The following is a 20,811-nucleotide window of genomic DNA, read 5'->3' as shown; positions in this document are numbered from 1 at the left end:
GATGGCTATACGAGTAGCCGCAAGGCCTTGCACGAGCGGCTGCTGCGTGCCTCGGTGGAGGAGGTCCCCGAGCTGCGATCGGAGCGCCGGGCGATCGTGCAGGCGGGTCCGCCGGGTGCGGGCAAGACCTCGATCCGCGAACACCTGTTGGGTGATGCGTCCAAGAGCTTCCTGGTCGTCGACGCCGACGAGTTCAAGACCCGCCTGCTGCGGGAGGCGGTCGCGGATGGCAGTTACGAGTCGTGGATACGACCCGCCGCTGTGCGGGAGAGCGAGGCGGCCGGCGAACGGTTCCACCCGATGGAACTCTCTTCACTCGTGCACGCGGAGTCAGCTGACCTCGCCGACAGGCAGAGGACAGAGGCGATCCGATCGGGCAAGAACGTGGTGATCGACACCGTGCTGTCGGCGGACACGAAGGCGCGCCAGATCATGGGTGAGCTGGAGCGGGCGGGGTACGACGTCCAGGTGATCGATGTGGAGGTGCCGCGGGAGGTGTCGGAGGAGCGGATCCGGAAGCGGTGGCGGGAGGGGAACGAGAAGGCGGAGCGGGGCGAGGGCCTCGGCGGCCGGTGGGTGCCGAGCGAGTTCGGTGCGTGGGTGTACGGGCAGCAGGATGGGGGCTCGCGGCCGGAGGTGAACGCGCGGATGGTCGCGGAGGAGTCGCCGGCGGTGTCGCGGTACCGCGTGTATCGGAAGACGGCGGAGCAGGAGCGGGAGGATCCGCTGGCGCCGGCGACCTTGGAGACGGACATGTCGCGGGCGTCGCGGGGTGGGCCGTTGGTGCCGACGCGGTCCGGGCCGGCGGCGGTGCCGCAGGCGAGGTCGTTGCCGGCGGTCTCGCGGGCGCGGGGTGCGGCGAGGGCGACTGGTGTGGGTCGGTCGGGACGTGGGAGATGACGAGGAAGGTGGGCGGTTCATGAGTGCACGCGATGTTCCCGAGGAGGTCGCGCCGGCGGCGCTGGCGCTGCTGCGGTTGCGGCTGGCGGAGCTGGACTACCTGCGCGAGGTGCGGCGGCTGCTCGATGCGGGTCGTGCCGAGGAGGAGTTGGCGCGGGATCTGCGGGTGTTCCGTCCGGAGGATCTCGCCCGGCTGCGTGCGGCTCGTGAGGTGAGCATGCCGCTGGAGGGGTTCTCGGGTGCGCTGCCGATGGAGATCTGCGAGCGGTACGCGGTGGGGCTGATCGATCGGGAGCGGTTGGTTGATGAGCTGGCGCGGTATCCGTACGTGCCGCGCGCCCTCCCGGACGGCTACGACGACCTGGTGGTGAACCCGCCGGGGACATGGGCGGAGGTCTCGCGAGCTGCGGCGGCGGGCCTCATCGACGACGAGGCCTACGGGGACGCCTTCGAGCGTCACGACGGATCCAGCCGCTGACAGGTGGGCACTGACGACGAGCTCCAGCACCTGGAGACGGTGCGCAGTTTCTCCCAGGAGGACGGGCCGCTGGCGTGGAATGCGCCGACGGCTACCGTGAACAATCCGGCCTGGTGGGGGAAAGGCGGAGCGATGCCCGCCCGGACGCGGCTGCACGAGCGGCTGTTAAGTGAGGCCCTCGACGCAGTACCCACGACGGGGACGGGACGACGAGCCATCCTCCTGGCCGGACCGCCGGGGGCCGGCAAGACCTCGGTGCGGGAGAACGCGCTCGGTGGTAGCGGGAAGGGCTACCTCGTGATCGATGCTGACGAGTTCAAGAGCCGACTGCTGCGCGAGGCAGTCGCCGATGGGAGCTATGACTCCTGGATCGTGCCGTCGGCGGTCCGTGAGCGCGAGGCAGCGGGAGAGAAGTTCCATCCCATGGAGCTCTCGTCACTGGTGCACGCGGAGTCCGCCGACCTGGCGGACGAGCTGCGCGTACGGGCGGTGGCCGAGGGGCGCAATGTCGTCATCGACACGGTGCTGTCGTCCGACACGAAGGCGCGGCAGATCATGGGCGAGCTGGAGCGGGCGGGGTACGACGTCCAGGTGGTGGACGTGGAGGTGCCGCGGGAGGTGTCCGAGGAGCGGATCCAGAAGCGGTGGCGCGAGGGCAACGAGGCGGCTCAGCGGGACGAGGGGCTGGGCGGTCGGTGGGTGCCGAGCGAGTTCGGGGCGTGGGTGTACGGGGAACCGGGCGGAGGTTCGCGGCCGGAGGCGAATGCGCGGATGGTCGCTGAGGAGTCGCCGGCGGTGTCGCGCTACCGCGTGTATAGGAAGACGGTGGAGCAGGAGCGGGAGGATCCGCGTGCGCCGGCGACCTTGGAGACGGACATGTCCCGGGCGACGCGGGGCGGGCCGCTGGTGCCGACGCGGTCCGGGCAGGCGGAGGTCCCGCAGGCGAGGCCGCTGCCGGGGATCACGCGAGCGGGACGGACAGCCCCGGGACGGGCCGGACCGGCCCGCGTCGACCGCGGGCGTTAGGTCGGCTCGCCCGTCGCGCGGGCGCCGTCCCTGGGATCAGCGTGCGCTTCCGCCCGCGCGTACTCGGATCCCGAGCGCGTCCGCAGCAGCAGCCCCGCGTCCACGAGGTGGCGGCGGAGCAGCGCGTGGTCGTCGGTGACGCGGAGGAGGCGCGCCGTGAGGGTCTTCTCGTCGAGCACCTCGTCGGGGTCCAGCGCCTCCGCGACCACGTGCCGCAGCAGGTCGTCGAGGTCGGCGGGGCCGGCCGGCCACTGGGTGATGCGGCCGTCGCGGAGGAAGCGCTCGACGCCCTGGGCGGGCGGCGTCGCGGGCTGCTGGGCGAGGATCGCGCGGAAGACGCTGTCGGGCGCGGATGCGGTGCCGTCGGCGTCCACCGCGACGAGGCCCGACCCGACGAGCGAGGCGCGCGCCTTCTTCCGGCGGGCGGGGGAGAGGTGCGCGAGAGCGTCGTCGAGGTCGGATCCGAGCACGACGCGGGCGTACGCGGCCCGCAGCTCGGGGTCGGCGAGCACGCCGGCGAGGCGGCGCGGGTCGATTTGGTCCACGGATCCAGCCTCCCGCATCCCGACGGCCCGGTCGCGCGCGCCGGACGGGAGCAGGCTGGAGTGGCACCCCGCAGCAGCGGGGCGCGACGCATACGACAGGAGGCGCACATGGCGGATCTCACCGACAAGGCCGAGGGACTCATCGACAGCGACAAGGGCGAGCAGGCGACGGACGGGGCCATCGACAAGGGCCAGGACGCCGCGAGCAACGCGACCGGCGGCAAGTCCGACGGCGCCGCGGAGAAGGCCGGCGACGTCGCCGACCAGAAGCTCGGCCAGTAGTCCCCCATCCCGAACGGACGGCCCCGACCCTCATCGCGAGGGCCGGGGCCGTCCCTCGTCCGGCGGCATCGCGGCCGCCTGCCGCGCCCCCGTCCGCCGCCGCGCCTGGCGGGCCCGCGCGCACGGCCGGTAGCGTCGGCAGATGACAGCCCTCCGCCTCCTCGGCCGCGTCCTCATGCGGATCCTCTACGTGCTCGGGAAGGTCCGTCTCGGCGGCAGCGGCCAGAACCCGTCCAACGGCGACCCGATGGGCTTCGACAAGCCGCAGCAGTACCGGCCCTGAGCGACGGATCCGGCGCTCCCTCCCGAGACTCGCCGCGTCCCGGCAACTGACGGTTCATGTCGCGGGCGTCGTCGTCGTCGGACGTCGCGCCTACCTTCGTGCACACGGGGCGTTTCCCCGTGCGGAGAAGAGGAGGGGACCATGCGCTACATCGACAGACGCCTCGAGGTCGTCGCGCTCAGCAGCACGGAGTGGCGGGTGTGCGACGCGCGCATCCCCCAGTCCGACGCGAGCCGCCTCCTCGCCTACGTGCAGCAGCACGAACACCGGGTCGAGCTCATGCGGATGCGGCCCGTGCCCGGCTTCTGCGACTGGTTCGGCTCCGTCGACGACGCGCTCGCGACCATCGCCGCGGAGCTCCCGCAGGATCACGCGCTCACCGCGTAGCGCCGGTCGCCGAGCCGCGCGTCGCCGAGCCGCGCGCCGCCGAGCCGCGCACCCGCGCACCTGGACAGCCGGACGGCCCCGGTCCTCGCGAGGAGGACCGGGGCCGTCGGCGTGGTGCGGTGGATCAGCTCGCGTCGGAGACCGCCGCGTTGATCGCGGTGGGGGCGTCGTACTCCTTGTCGGCGATGCCCTGGAGCGCGTCGAGGGTGTCGGAGTCGGCGCCCGACTCCTCCGCCTTCTTCACGATCGCGTCCTTGGACGCCGGGTAGTCGAGGCCGCTGAGGTGCTTCTGGAGCTCGATGGGGTTGATGGCCACGGTGGGTCCTCTCGTCGGTGGATCAGGGCGGCTGGCGTCCGTGCCGGCCACGTGTCGAGTCGACTCCCGAAGGGGAGCAGTGACCAGGGGCGGCCGGGTGGATTACGGGGAGCCGTCAGGATCGGCGGGCGCCGCGGGCGCCGCGGGTGCGCTGGGTGCCGACGTCGCCGTGCCCGGCGGCCGGGTGAAGCCGGGGTCGGGCGCCGACGCGCGGATCCGGTCGACCATCGAGCTCGTCGACTGCGACGGCACGTACCCGAGGATGGACACTTCGCCGCCGTACGCGCGCACCACGTCGGTCTCGTCGAGCATCTGGGCGTGTAGTCGCCGCCCTTCGCGTAGACGTCGGGCTGCACCGCCTCGAGCAGCGGGATGGGGGTGTCGGTGTCGAACACGGTGACCACGTCGACGCACGACAGCTCGGCGAGCACGCCCGCGCGGTCCTCGGCGGTGTTCACCGGCCGGTCGGATCCCTTCAGCCGCCGCACGGAGTCGTCGCTGTTGAGCGCCACCACGAGCACGTCGCCGAGGCGCTTGGCCTGGCGGAGGTACGTGGTGTGGCCGCGGTGGAGCACGTCGAAGCAGCCGTTGGTGAAGACGATGCGGCGGCCGGCAGCGCGCTCGGACGCCACGAGGTCGACGAGCTCGGCCTGCGACACGGTGCGCGAGCGGGTCTCGCCGAGGTGGTCGGCGAGGGTTGCCGCCGAGCACACGGACGTGCCGGGCAGGCGCACGACGACGTCGGCCGCGGCCTGCGCGAAGTCGGCGCTGACCGTGAGCGGCAGGCCGATCGCGCGCGCGAGCGTGAGCGCGGCGACGAAGGTGTCGCCCGCGCCCGACGCCTGCTTCTCGGGCACCGGGTGCGCGCGCGTGCGGTACGGCTCACCCGCGCCGAGCACGACGGTGCCGTCGCGGTCGAGGGTGACGACGGCGGTCGCGGATCCGGCGGCGGCCAGCACGGCGTCGGCCAGCGACGCGATCACGGCGGCGCGATCCTCATCGCGCGCGAGCGGCCGGTCGACGAGGCGGCCGGCCTCGCCCGCGTTCGGCGTTATGAGGCCGGGGCGGAGCGGCGCCCAGATGGCGGGATCGTGGGCGTCCACGACCGTGAGGCCGGGGCGGCTCGCGCGCGCGGCGAGCGACTCGAGCACCACGCCGTGCAGCGTGCCGGTGCCGTAGTCGGAGACGATCTCGGCGTCCACGCCCGCGGTGGCCTCGAGGGCGGCGCGGGCGAGGGCGCGCGCGTCGTCGCGGTGGACGGATCCGCGGTGCACGTCGTAGACCCGCACGATCACCTGGTCGTCGCCCACGATGCGCGTCTTGGTGGTGGTGCGCAGGCGCGGCGAGTGCACGAGGCCGGACACGTCGACGCCGGCCGCCAGGAGCAGGTCGCGCACGCGGTCGCCCGCGGCGTCCTGGCCGACGAGGCCGACCATGCGCACGGTGCCGCCGAGGCTCGCAAGGTTCACGGCCGTGTTCGCGGCGCCGCCGAGCGACTGGATCCGCTCGGTCACGTCCACGACGGGCGCCGGCGCCTCGCGGGTCATGCGGTCGCTGTGGCCGCGCCACCACTCGTCGAGGATGACGTCGCCGATGACGGTGATGGTCGGGCGGCGCTCGGCGAGGAGGCCGATGATCCCGCGCAGCTCGCTGGTCATCGCGCGTCGCCCGCGTCGGTGCTCACGGAGCCGGAGGCGGCCTCGGCGGCGGTCGTCGCGCCCGCGTCGAGCACCGGCAGGCCCAGGTGCACGACGGTCGTGGTGCTCATCTCGTCGAGGAGCTCGGGGCCGTAGCCGAAGCCGGATCCGCTGCGGCCGCGGGGCTGCGCGGCGCCGCCGGGCGCGCCGCCGAAGACGCCGTTGACCTTGATCGTGCCGACGGGCAGCTCGGCGGCCGCCCGCTGCGCGTGCTCCATCGATCCCGTGAGCACGCTCGCGGCGAGCCCGTACCGGTCGTCGGATGCGCGGGCGAGCGCCTCGTCGAAGTCCGCGACGACCTGCACGGCCGCGACCGGGCCGAACGTCTCGGCGGTCATCACGGTCATGTCGGCGGTGCAGTCGACGAGCACGGTGGCGGGGTAGCGGGATCCGGGGCCGTCGGGCACGTGCCCGCCGACGAGCGCGCGGGCGCCATCGGTGAGCGCCTCGGCGACCTGCTCGTGCACGGCGTCGCGCATGCGCTCGTCCACCAGCGGGCCGAGGTCGCCGGAGGAGTTCCAGCGCTCGGCCTCCGCGACGAGCGCGGCGGTGAAGCGGTCGGCGATGTCGCGGTGCACGTAGATCCGCTCGACCGAGGTGCAGATCTGGCCGGCGTTGGCGAAGGAGCCGAGGGCGGCCTGCGCGGCGGCCCACTCCGGGTCGATGCCGGCGTCGACGAGGAGCGGGTCGTTGCCGCCGTTCTCGCGGATCACGTGGGTGGGGGTGCCGGCGGCGCGGCGGGCGATGGCCTCGCCGGCGGCGGTGGATCCGACGTGCGCGACCACGCACGTGTCCTCGTGCGCGACGAGCCGGTCGCCGACGTCGCCGCCGCCGACCACGGAGACGAGCGCGCCGTCGGGGAGCGCCTCCGCGAGGATCCGGCCGAGCAGCTCGCCGGTGTGCGGGCAGCGCTCGCTCGGCTTGTGGACCACGGTGTTGCCCATCACGAGCGCCGCGCCGATGATCCCCGCGGCCACCGCCACGGGATCGTTCCACGGCGTGAGCGCGACCGTGACGCCGCGCGGCCGCGGCACCGAGAAGTCGACGTTCGGGAGCGTGCCGAGGAGGGACCTCCCGCGGTGGATGGGCCCGAGCTCGGAGTACTGCAGCAGCGTGTCGACGCCCGCGCCGACGCCGCCGAGCGCGTCGCCGCGGGGCTTGCCGGTCTCGCGGACGTTCAGCTCGGCGAGCTCCTCCGCGTGCTCGGCGAGCGCGTGGGCGGCGCGGCGCACGGCCTGGCCGCGCTGGGCGGGCGGCGTCGCGGCCCACGCGGCGGCCGCGTCCACCGACCGGCGCACGGCGGCGTCGACCTGCTCGGGGCTCGACGCGTCGATCGCGCCCACGAGCGACCCGTCGCGCGGATCCGTGATCCGCAGCGTCCCGGGCCCGGCCTCGGGCTCCTCGGGGTCGACAGCCAGGTCGATGTCGAGTGCGGTGTCCGTGGTCACAGGTCTCCTCGTGCGGGTCGCCGGCCCACGGGGATGCGCGGGCGGGGGCGCTCGCGCGCCCACCCGGCCCGTACCCACTTCTCCCGTCCCTCACACGGTCCTCGCCGGCGCGGCCCTCGACGATGCCACGGCGGCTAGCCTGAGCCGGCGCCCGACGTGCTGCCGCTGCCGACCGACTACGCCAGCGTCCTCGCGGCGCTGAAGCGCCAGGTCCGCGCCGCGCAGCTCACCGCGCAGCGTCGCGTGAACACGCAGCTCATCGAGCTGTACTGGTCCATCGGCAACGTCATCTTGGAGCGCCAGGCGGAGGAAGGCTGGGGCAGTGCGGTCGTCGCCCGGCTCGCTGAGGACCTCCGCGCCGAGTTCCCGGCGATGAAGGGCTTCTCGCGCTCGAACCTCTTCTACATGCGCGCCTTCGCGGAGGCATGGCCTGACCGCGCCGAAGTAGTCCAACAGGCTGTTGGACGACTTCCATGGGGGCATGTCACCGTCCTCCTCGGGAAGCTCGACGACCGCGGCGCACGCGACTGGTACGCCGCCCGCGCCGCCGAGCACGGGTGGTCGAGGAACGTGCTCGCGAACCAGATCATGAACCGCACCCTCGAGCGGACCGAGGCTCCGCCGACCAACTTCGCCGGGCAGCTCGCGCCCGCCGATTCCGACCTCGCGCGCGAGCTCGGGAAGGACCCGTACGTCTTCGACTTCCTCGACCTCACCGACGCGGTCTCCGAGCGCGAGCTCGAGCAAGCCCTCATGGACCGGATCGTCGACACGCTCCGCGAGCTCGGCGCCGGCTTCGCGTTCCTCGGCCGGCAGGTCCATCTCGACGTCGACGGCGACGACTTCTTCGTCGATCTCCTCTTCTTCCACACCGAGCAGCTGCGCTACGTCGTCATCGAGCTGAAGACCGGCAGCTTCGAACCCGCCTTCGCCGGCCAGCTCGGCTTCTACGTCGCGGTCATCGACGACAAGATGCGACGCGACTTCCACCGCCCCACCGTCGGGATCCTCATCTGCGGCAGCCGGAACGCGCACACCGTGCGGCACGCGCTCGGCCAGACGTCGGCGCCGATGGCGGTCTCGACCTACACGTACGAGAGCATGCCGGCTGCCGAGCAGCAGGCCCTGCCGGCGGCCGAGCGGATCATCGCGGCGCTCGACTGGGCGGAGGGCGATGGATCGGCGTGACCCCGTCGGGGTGGCGACCATGACGGGACGGGCCACCTGGCCCGTCCCGCCGTCCTACGACTCCAGGTGCCCCAGCTCCGGCTGCGCCAGGAACGCCACGACCGGATCCGCCGCCGCGCCCGTCTCGAACACGACGAGGTCGTTCCGGCCCGCGCGGAGCTGGGCGCCCGGCACGTAGAGCGTGTGCTGCGGGCCGCGGGTCCAGTAGCGGCCGAGCGCGAACCCGTTGACGAACGCGACTCCCTTGCCCCACGAGCGCGTGTCGAGGAAGAGGTCGGCGGGCGCGTCCACGTCGAAGGTCGCGTGCGCGAGCACCGGGCCATCGAGGAAGCGGACCGGCTCCGCGACGGAGGACGCGGCGAAGGACGCCGCCGAGGACACCGACGCCGCCATCGCCCCGAGGTCGAGCGGCAGGCTCTCCCACCCGGTGAGCTCTCGGCCGTCGAGCGTCGCCGGTCCGATGAGGCCCTTCGCCTCGCCGATCCGCACGCCGTAGTTCACGCGCCCCTGGTCCTCCACGAGCACCTCGAGGATCCGGCCGGGCGGCACCGCGATCGCGGTCTCGTGCTGGTCGCGCTGGATCACGCCGACCCGCACCCCGTCCACCGACACGACGGCGCGGTCGCGCACCTCGCCGAATGCCAGCACGCGCGTGCGGTCGGATGCGGGCAGCTCCACGCGGTGCAGCGCGAACCCGCGGAAGACGCCGAGCGCATCCATCGACGGCACGGCGTCGGTCGCGCGCCAGGCGTCGGCGTCCGCGACCAGGTCGGCCAGCGGCACGGCCGCGTCGAACGCCACCTTGAAGGCGGGCGCGTCGCCGCGGCGCGTGGGCACCTCGTCGGGCACCGACCGGTAGCGCGCGATCACGTCGCGGAACGCGAAGTACTTCTCCGTGGGGGATCCGGTCTCGTCCAGCGGGGCGTCGTAGTCGTACGAGGTGACGTGCGACTGGTACGTGCCCTTGTGGTTGGCGCCGTTCGTGAAGCCGAAGTTCGTGCCGCCGTGGAACATGTAGATGTTCACGGACGCGCCCGCGGCGAGCAGCGCATCCAGCTCGGCGGCGGCGTCGGCGGCCGAGGTCGTGTGGTGGTGCTCGCCCCAGTGGTCGAACCAGCCGTCCCAGAACTCGCTGCACATGAGCGGGCCGGTTCTCTGGTGGCGGCGCAGGGTCTCGAGGCGCTCGGCGGCGCGCGAGCCGAAGGATCCGGTGCGGTGCAGCTCGTCGAGGCTGCCGCGGGAGAGCATCTCGTCGGTCGGCTGGTCGACGGTCGTGAGCGGCACGATGATGCCCGACTCGCGCGTGAGGTCGACGAGGTGGCGGAGGTACTCGGCGTCGTCGCCGTACGCGCCGTACTCGTTCTCGATCTGCACGAGGATCACGGGCCCGCCCATGTCGATCTGCCGCGGCGCGACGATCTCGTACACGCGGCGGAGGAACTCGTCGACCGCCGCGAGGTACAGCGGCTCGCTGCGGCGGACCCCCACCGCGGGATCCCCGAACAGCCAGCCGGGCAGCCCGCCGCCGTCCCACTCCGCGCAGATGTAGGGGCCGGGGCGCACGATCGCGTGCATGCCCTCGGCGTGCACGAGGTCGAGGAAGCGGCCGAGGTCGAGGCCGGCGCTCGTGTCGAAGGTGCCGCGCTCGGGGGAGTGCGCGTTCCAGGCGACGTACGTCTCTATGGTGTCGAGTCCCATGAGGCGGGCCTTGCGGATCCGGTCGGCCCACTGGTCGGGGTGCACGCGGAAGTAGTGGAGCGCGCCCGCGATGACGCGGTGCGGGCGGCCGTCGAGCTCGAAGTCGTCGGCGCCGATGCGGAAGCGGGCGCTGGATGCGGGGAGGCCGGGCATGTCGTGTCCTTGCGTGAGGGCGGGGCATGGGAGAGGGGAGGTGCGACTCACGTCGCACCTCCCCTCGGGTCGATCCGGTGGTGCTACTTCACGTCGACGGTGAAGCCCTGCTGCTGGCCGTACTCGGCGGCCGCCTTGCCCCACGCCTCGAGGACGGGGTCGAGCGACGTGCCGTTGGAGTACGCGGCCGAGGCCGAGTCGCTGAAGATGCTGTTCGTGTAGACCTGGAAGGGCAGGTACTGCCATCCGGTGACCACGTTCTTCGAGGCATCGCTGAGCACCTCGTTGATCTTCTGGCCGCCGAAGTACTCGGGGGCGTCGGCGAGGAACTCGGGGCTGTTCAGGTCCGCCGTGGTCGACGGGAATCCGCCGGCGTCGAAGGAGATCTTGCGACCCTCCTCGTTGGCGGTCGTGAACTTGGCGAACTCCGCCGCGACGAGCTTGTTCTCGGACTGCTGCATGACGGCGATGGAGGATCCGCCGCTCTCCGCGGTCGCGGTGTCACCCGCGGTGTACTGCGGCATGGGGGCGACGCGCCACTGGCCGGAGCCCGCGGTGGCCTGCGCCTCGAGGTTGCCGGGCATCCAGGCGCCGGTGATCAGCGTGGCGATGGATCCGTCGCCGAGTCCGCGGAACCACTCGTCGGTCCAGCCGGGGGTCTGGGCGAGCGAGCCGTTGGCGACGAGCTTGTTCCACATGGCCGTGTACTTCTTGGCGCCCGCGTCCTGCATGTCGATGGTGACCTTGTCGCCGTCGACCTTGTAGGGGTGGCCGCCGGCCTGCCAGATCATGCTCGTGGTGAAGCCGGCGTCGCCGGAGTCGCTGGTGATGTACTGGTTCGGGTCGGCGGCGTGCATCTTCTCCGCGGCGGCCACGTACTCGTCCCACGTGGTGGGGACGGCGATCTGGTACTTGTCGAAGATGTCCTGGCGGTAGAACATCGCCATGGGGCCCGAGTCCTGCGGCAGCGCGTAGAGGGCGTCGCCCTCGGTGACCGCGTTCCAGGTGGACGCCGTGAACTGGTCCTTCAGGTCCGTGTAGCCGTAGCCCGAGAGGTCGGCAAGGGACTTGCCGAGCGCGAACTGCGGGATCGCGAAGTACTCGATCTGCGCCACGTCGGGAGCGCCCTTGCCCGCCTTGATGGCGTTCTGGAGCTTCGTGTACTGGTCGGCGCCGGTGCCGACGTTCTGCACGTCGACCGTGATCTTCGGGTGCTCCTTCTCGAACGCCTCGGCGATCGGCTTGATCGCGGGGGCCCAGCCCCAGACGGTGATGGAGGACTGCGTGTCGAGGGCCTTGGCGAGGTCGTCGGCGCTGGCGGAGTCGGCGCTGGCGCCGCCGGATCCGGAGGAGCACGCGGCGAGCGAGCCCGCGAGGACGATGCCGAGGCCGAGCGCGATGGCGCGCTTCGCCCGGCGGGGGAACGAGATGGACATGGTGGTGCCTTTCACTTCTTCGTGGTGGTGAGGGGAGGTGCTGTGGTGCGGAGGTGGGGCTGGGGGACTACGCCTTGACGCCGCCGGCCGAGAGGCCGGACTGCCAGTAGCGCTGGAGGAAGAGGAACGCGATCACGATCGGGATGATCGCGAGGAACGAGCCCGTGATGACGAGGTTGTAGATCGGCTGGCCGCCCACGGTGGTGGACTGCGCGTTCCACTGGTTGAGGCCCACCGTGAGGGGGTACCAGCGGGAGTCGCTCAGCATGATCAGGGGCAGGAAGTAGTTGTTCCAGGTGGCGACGATCGAGAACAGCAGCACCGTGATGAGGCCGGGGCTGAGGAGCCGCAGGCTGATCGTGAAGAAGGTGCGGATCTCGCTCGACCCGTCGATCCGGGCCGCCTCGAGGATCTCCTCGGGCACCGAGTCGACCGCGTACGTCCAGATGAGGTACAGCCCGAACGGGCTGATGAGCGACGGCAGGATGATCGCCCACGGGGTGTTCGTGAGACCCATCTGGCTGAAGAGCAGGAAGGTCGGCACCGCGAGGGCCGTGCCGGGGATCGCGACGGCGCCGAGCACCACCGCGAACACGATCTTCTTGCCGGGGAAGTCGAACTTCGCCAGGCCGTAGCCCGCGAGGGTGGCGAGCAGCGTGGCGCCGCCCGCTCCGACGACCACGTAGATCCGCGTGTTGCCGAGCCAGCGGACGAACTCGCCGTTGCCGTAGGTCAGCACGCCCTGGATGTTGTCCCACAGCGCGAAGTCGCCCGAGAACCAGAGGCCGAACGAGCTGAACAGCGCGTCCTGCGTCTTGGTCGAGTTGACCAGGAGCCAGAACAGAGGGAGCACGGAGTAGATGAGCAGCAGCGCCATGACGAGCGTCAGCACGATGCTGCGGCGCTCGCGCGGGGCTCCGGCGGAGCGGCGGCGCTTCGGAGTGCGCTCCGCCGGGGCGTCGCGAGTGGGCGTGCCGGCGTCGGGCGCGGCGAGGGGGGTTCCGGTGAGGGTCGACACGGTCAGCTGTCCTTCCGGGTGCCGACGAGCTGCACCACGTAGGCGACCACCATCGTCAGGACGCCCATGATGATCGCGATGGCGGCGGAGTAGTTGAACTGCTGTCCCGCGAAGGACAGGTTGTACGCGTACATGTTCGGGGTGAAGTACGAGCTGATCGCGTTCGGCGCCAGCGTCTGCAGGATGTTCGGCTCGTTGAAGAGCTGGAAGCTGCCGATGATGGAGAAGATCACGCCGATGACGAGCGCGCCGCGGATGGCGGGGAGCTTGATGCCGGTGATGATGCGGAACGGGCCGGCGCCGTCGAGCTCGGCGGCCTCGTAGAGGTCCGGCGAGATGACGCGGAGCGCCGCGTAGAACAGCAGCATGTTATAGCCGACGAACTCCCACGTGACGATGTTGCCGATCGATGCGAGGATCCAGCTCTGCGAGAGCAGGTCGGGCAGGTCCCAGCCGGTCGCCTGCTCGACGTTGCCGACGAGGCCGAAGCGGTTGCCGTAGATGAAGCCCCACATGAGCGCCGCGACGACGGCCGGGACCGCGTAGGGCAGGAAGATCGAGATGCGGAAGAACGCCGTGAAGTGCAGGCAGGCCGAGTCGAGCGCGAGGGCCGCGAACAGGGCGATGAAGAGCATGATCGGCACCTGCACGACGAGGAACAGGGCGACGCGGCCGAGCGCGTCCCAGAAGTTCGGGTCGTTGAGCGCCTGCGTGTAGTTGGCGATGCCGACGAACGAGTTGCCGCCGATCATCCGCTCCTGGAACAGGCTGAGGTAGATCGAGTAGCCGACGGGCGCGATGAGGACGACGAGGAAGACCACGAGGAACGGGGCGACGAAGCCCAGCCCGGTCCAGCGTCGCTTGTCGCGTCGCATCGGGGGACCGCTCGGGCGGGCCGCATCGGGCACCTTCGGCCGGGTGGCCGAGGTCGACATCGTCGTCATGTGGTTCCACTTCGTCGGGGGATGAGCGCGGTGTCAACCGCTCGGGCACGATTGGGTGTTTGCGCAAACATCTGTGATGCTCGCAACCATGACATCTCCACCGTCGGCCGTCAAGTCGGGTGGCCGGCGCACGCTCGGCGGCCGCACCGTGTCGATGGCCGACGTCGCGGCGCACGCCGACGTGTCCGCCCAGACCGTCTCCCGCGTGTCCAACGGCGCGCAGAACGTGGAGGCGACGACACGGCAACGCGTGATGGACGCGATGGCCGAGCTCGGCTACCGGCCGAACAGCGCGGCCCGGGCGCTGAAGACCGGCCGGTTCCGCAGCATCGGCATCATCATGTTCACGCTGTCGACCCTCGGGAACATGCGCACGCTCGACGCGATCGTCACGGCCGCGTCCGGCGCCGGGTACACGATCACGCTGATGCCGGTGCCGCATCCGACCGAGGGCGAGGTGGCCGGGGCGTTCAGCCGGCTGCAGGAGGAGGCGGTCGACGGCGTCGTCATCATCATCGAGGCGCACATGCTCGACCGGGCCGACGTGATCATCCCCGTGGGGCTGCCCGTCGTGATCATCGACTCCGATGCGGGCGACCCGTTCGTGGTCGTCGACACCGACCAGGAGCAGGGCACGCGCCTCGTGACCCAGCACCTGCTGGACCTCGGGCACACCGCGATCGTGCACGTTGCCGGCCCGTCGACCTCCTACTCGGCGGCCCGGCGGGCGGCCGAGTGGCGCGCGACCATGCTCGACGCGGGGCTCGAGCCCGAGGACCCCGCCCAGGGCGACTGGACCACCGCATCCGGCTACCGCATCGGCCGGGAGCTCGGGCAGCGCGCCGACATCACCGGCATCGTCGCCGCCAACGACCAGATGGCCCTCGGGATCATGCACGCGCTGCACGAGCTCGGCCGCGACGTGCCGGGCGACGTGAGCGTGGTCGGCTTCGACGACACCGAGGAGTCGAGCTCGTTCTGGCCGCCGCTCACGACGGTGCACCAGGACTTCACCGAGATCGGCCGCCGCTCGATGCAGGTGCTGCTCGAGATGCTCGACGGCCGCGAGCCGTCGGGCGACCGCATGGTGCCGACGCGGCTCGTGGTGCGCCAGAGCGCGGCGGCGCCGCGGGGCGACGCGCGCTGATCCGCCGGCGCCGTTTCGATGCGCCCGCCGCGGGGAACGGGATGGGGGACCCGCCCGCCCGATCTGGAGGCCGCCCGTGCCCGTCGTCGCCCCGCTCCACGAGACATTCCCCGACGTCCGCTCCATCGCCGTGCTCCGCGGCGGCGGGCTCGGCGACCTGATCTTCGCGCTGCCCGCGATGGCGGCGCTGCGGGCCGCGTACCCGGACGCGCGGATCACGCTGCTCGGCACGCCGCTCCACCGCGCGCTCCTCGGCGGACGGCCGGGCGGGCCCGACGAGATCGAGGTGCTGCCGGTCGCGCACGGCGTGCGGGACGTGCCGGGCACGGATCCCGACCCCGCGGAGGTCGAGGCGTTCGCCGCCCGGATGCGCGAGCGCCGCTTCGACCTCGCCGTGCAGGTGCACGGCGGCGGACGCAACTCCAACCCGTTCCTGCTGCGGCTCGGCGCGCGCCACACGGTGGGCACCGCGACCGACGACGCCGAGCGGCTCGAGCGCGTGATCCCGTACGTCTACTACCAGCACGAGGTGCTGCGCGGGCTCGAGGTCGCGGGGCTCGCGGGCGCGCCGATCGCCGACCTGGAGCCGGTCGTGCAGGTGACCGACGCCGAGCGGGCCGCGGCCGCCGAGCACGTGACGGGCGCGCCCGGCGGGCTCGTCGTGATCCACCCGGGCGCCACCGACCCGCGCCGCCGCTGGCCGGTCGAGTCGTTCGCGGAGGTCGCGCGCCGGGCCGCGGCCGATGACGCGCAGGTGGTCGTGGTGGGCGACGCGACCGACGCCGCGGACGCCGACCGCATCGTGGCGCTCGGCCGTGAGGGCCTCTCCGCGGAGCAGGCCGGGCGGATCACCTCGCTCGCCGACTCCCTCACCCTCGGCGAGCTCGCCGGCCTCTTCACCCACGCGGACGTCGTGCTCGGCAACGACAGCGGCCCGCGGCATCTCGCGCAGGCCGTCGGCGCGCGCACGGTCGGGGTGTTCTGGTTCGGCAACGTCGTGAACGCGGCGGCGTTCGGGCGCACGCGGCACCGGATCCACATCGGCTGGACCACGCGCTGCCCGGTCTGCGGCGTCGACGTGACCCAGGTCGGTTGGACCGCCGACCGCTGCGCGCACGACCCGTCCCACGTGGCCGACGTGCGGGTCGACGACGTGCACGCGGACGTGGATCAGCTGCGGCGGGCGTCGCTCGGGGAGCGCGTGGACGCCTGAGCTCGCATGGGCCGGCCGGTCGCGTGGGCCGGCCGCCGGGTCAGCCGGCCGCCGGGTCGAGCCGCTGCGTCGCGTGCGGCGTCGTCGCGATCGCCGCGTTCAGGAGCGACTCCGTGCCCATGTCGAGATAGCCGTACGTCTCCTCGTGCGCGGCGAACTCGGCGGCGCGCTGGGCCGGATCCCGGATGGTCGTCCAGGCGCGCGAGTCCGGGTCGTCGTTCCACGGCGAGTGCAGGACCGGCGCGTGCGTGGTGACGGGCAGGAGGCCGCGCGCGGGATCGCCGTCGACGGAGATGACGGTGGCGCCGAACGCCGGGGCGCGCGGATCCTGGCGGGAGAGCCGCCCCCACACCGCCTCGTCGTCGTCGGCCGCCTCGCCCGCGTAGACGTGCCGGGCGTGCAGCTGCCGGGCGTCCTCGATGCCGTCCTCGACGCCCGCCGAGCCGAGCATGACGAAGGAGTCGACGCCGAGGTCGCGGGCGGCGAGGGCGTCGGCGGCCATGGTGGATCCGTACGAGTGCGCGATGACGTCGACGCTCGTGAGGTCGCCGCCGTGCCGGGCCGCGTGCAGCCCCTGGATCTCGCTCGCGAGCAGCGGGGCGCCGCGCTCCGCGTAGTCGCCGAGCGTCGCGTCGACGCCGGGCGGCGGCGTGCGGTAGCCGATCCATGCGACGACGGCGTGGGCGGCCGGGGCGCCGACCGCCGCCTGCTCGTCGTACACGTTCTGCGCGGTCTCGGTCCAGAGCTGCATGTCGTCGGTGTAGGTGCCCATGCCGGGCACGGTGAAGGTGACCTGGCGGGCGGTGTCGAGGTCGCCGACCGCGATGGCGGCGAGCGGCGGATCCCGGTGGGTCAGCGACACGAGCATCCGCTCCGGCTGGGCGTCCGCACCACCGCCCGCGCGGGCCTCCGGATGGAGCGCGGCGCGGATCGCGGTGAGGGCGGTGAGGCGGTTCCGGGCGTCGGCGTCGTCCGGGTGGGCGGCGACGGCCTCCCGCTCGGTGCGCAGCTCGGCGCGCAGCTGGCGCCGGTTGGCCGCGTCGCGCGAGGCGTAGTCGACGCCGTCGAGGTTGCCGACGAGCTCGGGCGAGCTGCGGATCAGCGCCCGCTGGTGCTTCCGGTCCTTCGACGCCCACCACGAGACGACACGGTCGGGCGACGCGTCCATCACCTGCAGCTCGAGGGCCGGGTGCGCATGGATCATCCGCTGGGCCTGCGCCGGGGTGAGCGCGGCGTAGCGGTCGAGCTGCGCGAATCCGCCCTCGACGCCGGATCCGGGAGGCGCCGGCAGGATCACGAGGCCGACGAGCACGGCGGCGAGGGCCAGCGCGGTCTCGCGCCGCCGGTGGGCTCGGGTCACCACCGCCTCCTCATCGCGCGCGACGCCGTCGGGTCGGGCGGGCGCAGGTCAGAGCGTAGGCGGTGCTCTCCTCGCGACGGCCATGCGCGGGCTGCACGGTGGCTGTGCGCGAGCGGGGCGAGGGGATCAGCCGCGCCGGAGGGCGAGCGCGTCGCGGAGGGAGGCGGCGGATGCGGCGGAGCTGTCGATGCGCCAGTCCTCCTCCTTACGGAAGTCGAACCACACGAAGCCGAGCACGTCGGGCTGCGCCTGGAGGTACGCGACGAGGTCGCGGTTCCAGTCGGCCTTGGATCCGCCCGTCTCGCTCGACGCCACCTCGCCGATGACGAGCGGCTTCCCGGGCGCGACGGCGCGGAGCTGCCCGATGCCGGGGCCGAACAGGTCGGCGGGCGAGGTCCAGCGCTGGCCGGCGACGGCGCCCCAGTTGTAGACGTCGAGGGCGACGACGTCGACCTGGTCGGCGCCGGGGTAGAGGGAGGCGAGGGCGGTGGATCCCGGGTACGGCACGTTCGGGCTCCACACCCATTTCACGTTGGTGGCGCCCTGGGCGACCACGAGGTCGTGCACGTGCTTCCACGCGGCGACGTAGGAGCCGGGCGCGTTGCCGTTGACGCCGTCCGACCACGGGTACCAGTTCCCGTTCATCTCGTGGCCGAGGCGGAGGTAGACGGTCCCGCCGTACTTCGCGAGGTCGGCGCCCCACGAGCGGATGTAGGCGTCGTGGTCGCCCGCGATGATGCGCGCGTTCGTGTACGCGGACTGGTCGACGCCCGCCCCGCCCTGCCACGGCTCCCACGTGACGAGGCTGTCGGCCCCGCGCGCGGCGACGCTCTGGAGTCCGGCGATGGGGCCGGGTTCGTGAAGTCGACGTGGCTCATCACGATGGACGGGCTCTCGCCGAGGGTCGCGGCCGCGGCGTCGAGCTCGCCGTTCGCGGTGGGTCCGCCGGGGGTGGAGAGGCCGAGGCGCAGGCGGGCGGAGCTGATGGCGGGGGCGGCGGATGCGGCGGGCGCTGGTGCGGTCGTCGTCGTGGGCGCGGGCGTCGCGGCCGGGGCCGGCGTCGTGGGCGCGGGTGCCGGGGCGGCGACGCGGGCGGATCCGCTCGACTTCGCCTTCGTGACCGTGAACGTCGATGCGGCCGAGCGGGTTCCGGCGGTCGCGGTGATCCGGATGGTCGAGAGGGCCGTCCGGGGGATCGTGACCGCGGTCGTGAAGCGCCCGGTGGACGTGGTCGTGATGCGCTTCACGGCGGATCCCGCGGCGACGACCGCGGCCTTGCGCCCGGGGAAGCCGGTGCCGGTCACCGTCACGGGCGTGCCGACCGGGCCGGAGGAGACGGAGAGGACGATGGCGGCGGACGCGGTCGGGGCGACCTGGGCTGCAGCGGCCTGGGCGACGGCGGCAGGAGCCGCGAGGACGGTGGCCGTCACGACGACCGCGGGGGCGACGGTGGTCACGACAGCGCACTTCAGGCGGCGGCGAGTGGGCATGGCGATAGGGTCCTTCCCCCGATGGATGCATGCGAGCGTATGTTCTTCGATGCCCGCCGTCCATCGGATGTCCGCTGAGCGACGGGATCCGACGGGCGGGCGGGGCGGATCAGACCCGACGGGCGGCGAGCGCGTCGCGGATGGCGGTGGCCGACGATGCGGAGCTGCCGATGCGCCAGTCCGCCTCCTTGTCCATGTCGAACCAGACGAAGGCGGCGACGTCGGGCTGGGCCTGCAGGAACGCGACGAGGTCGGTGTCCCAGGCGGCCTTGGATCCGCCGACCTCGGACGACGCGGTCTCGGCGATGATGATCGGCTTGCCCGGCGCGATGGCCCGGAGGCGCTCGAGGCCGGGGCCGAAGAGATCGGCGGGCGACACCCACGCGTATCCGGCGACGCCGGTGCCCCAGTTGTAGCCGTCGAGACCGACGATGTCGACGTACGCGGCGCCCGGGTACAGACCCGCGAGCGCGGTGGATCCGGTGTACGGCACGTTCGGCGTCCACACCCAGCGCACGTTGGTCGCACCCTGTGCGACGACGACGTCGTGGACGTGCTTCCAGGCGGCGGCGTAGGAGCCGGGTGCGTTGCCGTTGACCCCGTCGGCCCACGGGTACCAGTCGCCGTTCATCTCGTGCGCGTAGCGGAGGGAGACCGGTCCGCCCCAGGCGGCCAGCTAGGATCCCCACCGGGCGATGTACGCGTCGTGGTCGCCCGCGACGATGCTCGCGTTGGTGAAGCCGGGCTGGTCGACGCCGGCTCCGGCGATCCAGGGCTCCCAGGTGAGGAGGCTCTCGGCGCCGCGGGCGCGGACCTGGTCGAGGGCCGCGATGGGCGGCGCCTGCGAGAAGTCCGCGTAGGAGAGCACGATGCTCGGGTCCTCGCCGACCTGCGCGGCGACCTGGTCGAGCTCGCCGCCGGCGGTGGGACCGCCGGGGGTCGCGACGCCGAACCGCAGCCGGGCGTCGGAGACGGTGGTGGCGGCGCTGGTCGCGCTCGCGGCGGCGGGGGCCCGGCCGATGGCGGCGCTGGCGGGGGATGCTGCGGTGAGGATCCCGGCGGTGAGGGCGAGACCCAGGAGGAGGGTGGTCGCGAGGCGGATGGGGCGGGGGTGGTGCTGCATTGTGTCCACGTTTCTGCGGATGTCCGCTCCCTGGAAGCTATCCGACGCTTCCCAGGTGCGGCGCCCGATGTCCGCTCACGACCGGACGGTCAGGTGACGGTCGGGCGCGGATCCGCATGCCTGCCGGCCTGCCGGCTCAGCCCTCGGGGGCGGGGAGGTGCGCCGGCTGCTCGTCGCCGGGATCGCGGGCGAAGGCGATGGACTCCTCGATCAGGCCGATCACCACGTCGAGCTCGGCCGCATCGCGCGGGCCGTAGACGAGGAACTCGGTGCCGAAGTCCTCGTACTGGTGCGGCGTCGCCCAGCCGAGCGCGGTGAGCTCGGCGCCGCGCGCGACCGGGAGGCAGAGGTGCGTGGAGGTGTCTTCGACGCCGTGCAGGTGCACCGGCTCGAGGCGGCCCTCGGGGGCGAGCGAGGTCCACGGGACGATCGGCTCGTCGCGATCCTCGAGGAAGAGGCCGCGCGACGACGCGGGTGACACCTGGCTGTGGCTCTCGCGCACACCCGGCAGCGCGAACGCGCGCGCGACGAGCCGGCCCCAGAGCTCGGGCGTCGCGCGGTCGGTGAGCTGCCGCTGCGGGCCCTCGTCGGAGAGCGTGGGGCGGGGGCCGGGGCGCGGGGTGGAGATCACCCGTCGAACGTATCGGTCCGACCCTCCCGCGCGACGAGGCGGCTGCGC

The 20,811-nt window shown here is 72.9% G+C and carries 23 protein-coding genes; 9 read left to right on the top strand and 14 right to left on the bottom strand.

Annotated elements, in window-relative coordinates; genetic code table 11:
• Positions 1 to 27 precede the first annotated feature (27 nt).
• The 3 genes from CMS_RS13230 to CMS_RS13220 are packed head-to-tail and all read left to right on the top strand — an operon-like array spanning position 28 to position 2,404.
• On the top strand, positions 28 to 900 hold the full coding sequence (locus tag CMS_RS13230) for a zeta toxin family protein (RefSeq protein WP_012299930.1): 873 nt from the start codon (positions 28 to 30) through the stop codon (positions 898 to 900).
• A 19-nt stretch (positions 901 to 919) separates the two neighbouring features.
• Entirely contained in the window at positions 920 to 1,378 is a 459-nt protein-coding gene (locus CMS_RS13225; protein ID WP_012299929.1) for a hypothetical protein, read from the top strand.
• Between the two features lie 3 nt (positions 1,379 to 1,381).
• Positions 1,382 to 2,404, top strand: coding sequence for a zeta toxin family protein (locus tag CMS_RS13220; RefSeq protein WP_041464710.1), 1,023 nt, complete (start codon positions 1,382 to 1,384; stop codon positions 2,402 to 2,404).
• Here the strand turns inward: CMS_RS13220 and CMS_RS13215 are convergent.
• Positions 2,401 to 2,949, bottom strand: coding sequence for a DUF2087 domain-containing protein (locus CMS_RS13215; protein WP_106408658.1), 549 nt, complete (start codon positions 2,947 to 2,949; stop codon positions 2,401 to 2,403). The two genes, CMS_RS13220 and CMS_RS13215, sit on opposite strands and share 4 nt — an antisense overlap.
• A 108-nt stretch (positions 2,950 to 3,057) precedes the next feature.
• On the opposite strand from CMS_RS13215, the gene CMS_RS13210 reads away from it, so the two are divergent.
• The 3 genes from CMS_RS13210 (at position 3,058) to CMS_RS13205 (ending at position 3,901) form a co-directional block, all read left to right on the top strand.
• Positions 3,058 to 3,231, top strand: a complete 174-nt coding sequence (locus tag CMS_RS13210) for a hypothetical protein (protein WP_012299926.1) — start codon at positions 3,058 to 3,060, stop codon at positions 3,229 to 3,231.
• A gap of 142 nt (positions 3,232 to 3,373) precedes the next feature.
• Entirely contained in the window at positions 3,374 to 3,514 is a 141-nt protein-coding gene (locus tag CMS_RS17495; RefSeq protein WP_012299925.1) for a hypothetical protein, read from the top strand.
• A 141-nt stretch (positions 3,515 to 3,655) separates the two neighbouring features.
• Positions 3,656 to 3,901, top strand: coding sequence for a hypothetical protein (locus CMS_RS13205; protein ID WP_012299924.1), 246 nt, complete (start codon positions 3,656 to 3,658; stop codon positions 3,899 to 3,901).
• 124 nt (positions 3,902 to 4,025) lie between these two features.
• Here the strand turns inward: CMS_RS13205 and CMS_RS13200 are convergent, their stop codons facing one another.
• The 3 genes from CMS_RS13200 to CMS_RS13190 are packed head-to-tail and all read right to left on the bottom strand — an operon-like array spanning position 4,026 to position 7,362.
• A complete protein-coding gene (locus CMS_RS13200; RefSeq protein ID WP_041464709.1) occupies positions 4,026 to 4,217 on the bottom strand; it encodes a DUF2795 domain-containing protein in 192 nt (63 codons plus the stop codon).
• Positions 4,142 to 5,875: a PfkB family carbohydrate kinase gene (locus CMS_RS13195; protein ID WP_223842661.1), complete on the bottom strand. Its 1,734-nt coding sequence runs from the start codon at positions 5,873 to 5,875 to the stop codon at positions 4,142 to 4,144. The genes CMS_RS13200 and CMS_RS13195 overlap by 76 nt, the downstream gene beginning before the upstream one ends.
• Complete coding sequence (locus tag CMS_RS13190; protein WP_012299922.1) at positions 5,872 to 7,362, bottom strand: aldehyde dehydrogenase family protein; 1,491 nt, start codon at positions 7,360 to 7,362, stop codon at positions 5,872 to 5,874. The genes CMS_RS13195 and CMS_RS13190 overlap by 4 nt, the downstream gene beginning before the upstream one ends.
• 156 nt (positions 7,363 to 7,518) lie before the next feature.
• Here CMS_RS13190 and CMS_RS13185 point away from each other — a divergent pair, with 156 nt between their 5' ends.
• The gene (locus CMS_RS13185; RefSeq protein ID WP_012299921.1) at positions 7,519 to 8,550 is read left to right on the top strand and encodes a PDDEXK nuclease domain-containing protein; all 1,032 of its coding nucleotides are present in this window, start codon (positions 7,519 to 7,521) and stop codon (positions 8,548 to 8,550) included.
• Between the two features lie 54 nt (positions 8,551 to 8,604).
• On the opposite strand, the gene CMS_RS13180 is transcribed toward CMS_RS13185, so the two are convergent.
• The 4 genes from CMS_RS13180 to CMS_RS13165 form a co-directional block, all read right to left on the bottom strand.
• Positions 8,605 to 10,401, bottom strand: coding sequence for a glycoside hydrolase family 35 protein (locus tag CMS_RS13180; protein ID WP_041464708.1), 1,797 nt, complete (start codon positions 10,399 to 10,401; stop codon positions 8,605 to 8,607).
• A gap of 83 nt (positions 10,402 to 10,484) precedes the next feature.
• Positions 10,485 to 11,837, bottom strand: a complete 1,353-nt coding sequence (locus CMS_RS13175) for an ABC transporter substrate-binding protein (protein WP_041464707.1) — start codon at positions 11,835 to 11,837, stop codon at positions 10,485 to 10,487.
• Between the two features lie 67 nt (positions 11,838 to 11,904).
• Positions 11,905 to 12,855 carry a carbohydrate ABC transporter permease gene (locus tag CMS_RS13170; RefSeq protein WP_012299918.1) on the bottom strand — a complete coding sequence of 317 codons (951 nt, stop codon included), beginning with the start codon at positions 12,853 to 12,855 and terminating at the stop codon, positions 11,905 to 11,907.
• Positions 12,856 to 12,857: 2 nt separating this feature from the next.
• Positions 12,858 to 13,799, bottom strand: a complete 942-nt coding sequence (locus CMS_RS13165) for a carbohydrate ABC transporter permease (protein WP_012299917.1) — start codon at positions 13,797 to 13,799, stop codon at positions 12,858 to 12,860.
• 88 nt (positions 13,800 to 13,887) lie between these two features.
• On the opposite strand from CMS_RS13165, the gene CMS_RS13160 reads away from it, so the two are divergent.
• Together CMS_RS13160 and CMS_RS13155 are read left to right on the top strand one after the other, a co-directional pair.
• The gene (locus CMS_RS13160; RefSeq protein WP_223842660.1) at positions 13,888 to 14,946 is read left to right on the top strand and encodes a LacI family DNA-binding transcriptional regulator; all 1,059 of its coding nucleotides are present in this window, start codon (positions 13,888 to 13,890) and stop codon (positions 14,944 to 14,946) included.
• 76 nt (positions 14,947 to 15,022) lie between these two features.
• Complete coding sequence (locus CMS_RS13155) at positions 15,023 to 16,159, top strand: glycosyltransferase family 9 protein (protein ID WP_012299915.1); 1,137 nt, start codon at positions 15,023 to 15,025, stop codon at positions 16,157 to 16,159.
• A 40-nt stretch (positions 16,160 to 16,199) separates the two neighbouring features.
• On the opposite strand, the gene CMS_RS13150 is transcribed toward CMS_RS13155, so the two are convergent.
• From CMS_RS13150 to CMS_RS13135, 6 genes are all read right to left on the bottom strand, one after another.
• The gene (locus tag CMS_RS13150; protein ID WP_012299914.1) at positions 16,200 to 17,519 is read right to left on the bottom strand and encodes an alpha/beta hydrolase; all 1,320 of its coding nucleotides are present in this window, start codon (positions 17,517 to 17,519) and stop codon (positions 16,200 to 16,202) included.
• A 126-nt stretch (positions 17,520 to 17,645) separates the two neighbouring features.
• Positions 17,646 to 18,230, bottom strand: coding sequence for a glycoside hydrolase family 26 protein (locus CMS_RS18300; protein ID WP_322090777.1), 585 nt, complete (start codon positions 18,228 to 18,230; stop codon positions 17,646 to 17,648).
• Positions 18,161 to 19,009 (bottom strand): hypothetical protein, encoded by an 849-nt coding sequence (locus tag CMS_RS18295; RefSeq protein ID WP_306295603.1) that lies wholly within the window; start codon positions 19,007 to 19,009, stop codon positions 18,161 to 18,163. The genes CMS_RS18300 and CMS_RS18295 overlap by 70 nt, the downstream gene beginning before the upstream one ends.
• A gap of 109 nt (positions 19,010 to 19,118) precedes the next feature.
• Complete coding sequence (locus tag CMS_RS18290; protein ID WP_306295595.1) at positions 19,119 to 19,640, bottom strand: glycoside hydrolase family 26 protein; 522 nt, start codon at positions 19,638 to 19,640, stop codon at positions 19,119 to 19,121.
• Positions 19,641 to 19,685: 45 nt separating this feature from the next.
• Positions 19,686 to 20,141 carry a hypothetical protein gene (locus CMS_RS18285; protein ID WP_306295596.1) on the bottom strand — a complete coding sequence of 152 codons (456 nt, stop codon included), beginning with the start codon at positions 20,139 to 20,141 and terminating at the stop codon, positions 19,686 to 19,688.
• 127 nt (positions 20,142 to 20,268) lie between these two features.
• Positions 20,269 to 20,763 carry a luciferase domain-containing protein gene (locus CMS_RS13135; protein ID WP_012299913.1) on the bottom strand — a complete coding sequence of 165 codons (495 nt, stop codon included), beginning with the start codon at positions 20,761 to 20,763 and terminating at the stop codon, positions 20,269 to 20,271.
• Positions 20,764 to 20,811 lie beyond the last annotated feature (48 nt).

The sequence above is a fragment of the Clavibacter sepedonicus genome, from assembly GCF_000069225.1.
GTDB lineage: Bacteria > Actinomycetota > Actinomycetes > Actinomycetales > Microbacteriaceae > Clavibacter > Clavibacter sepedonicus.
This window is presented reverse-complemented; position numbering and strand designations above follow the sequence as displayed.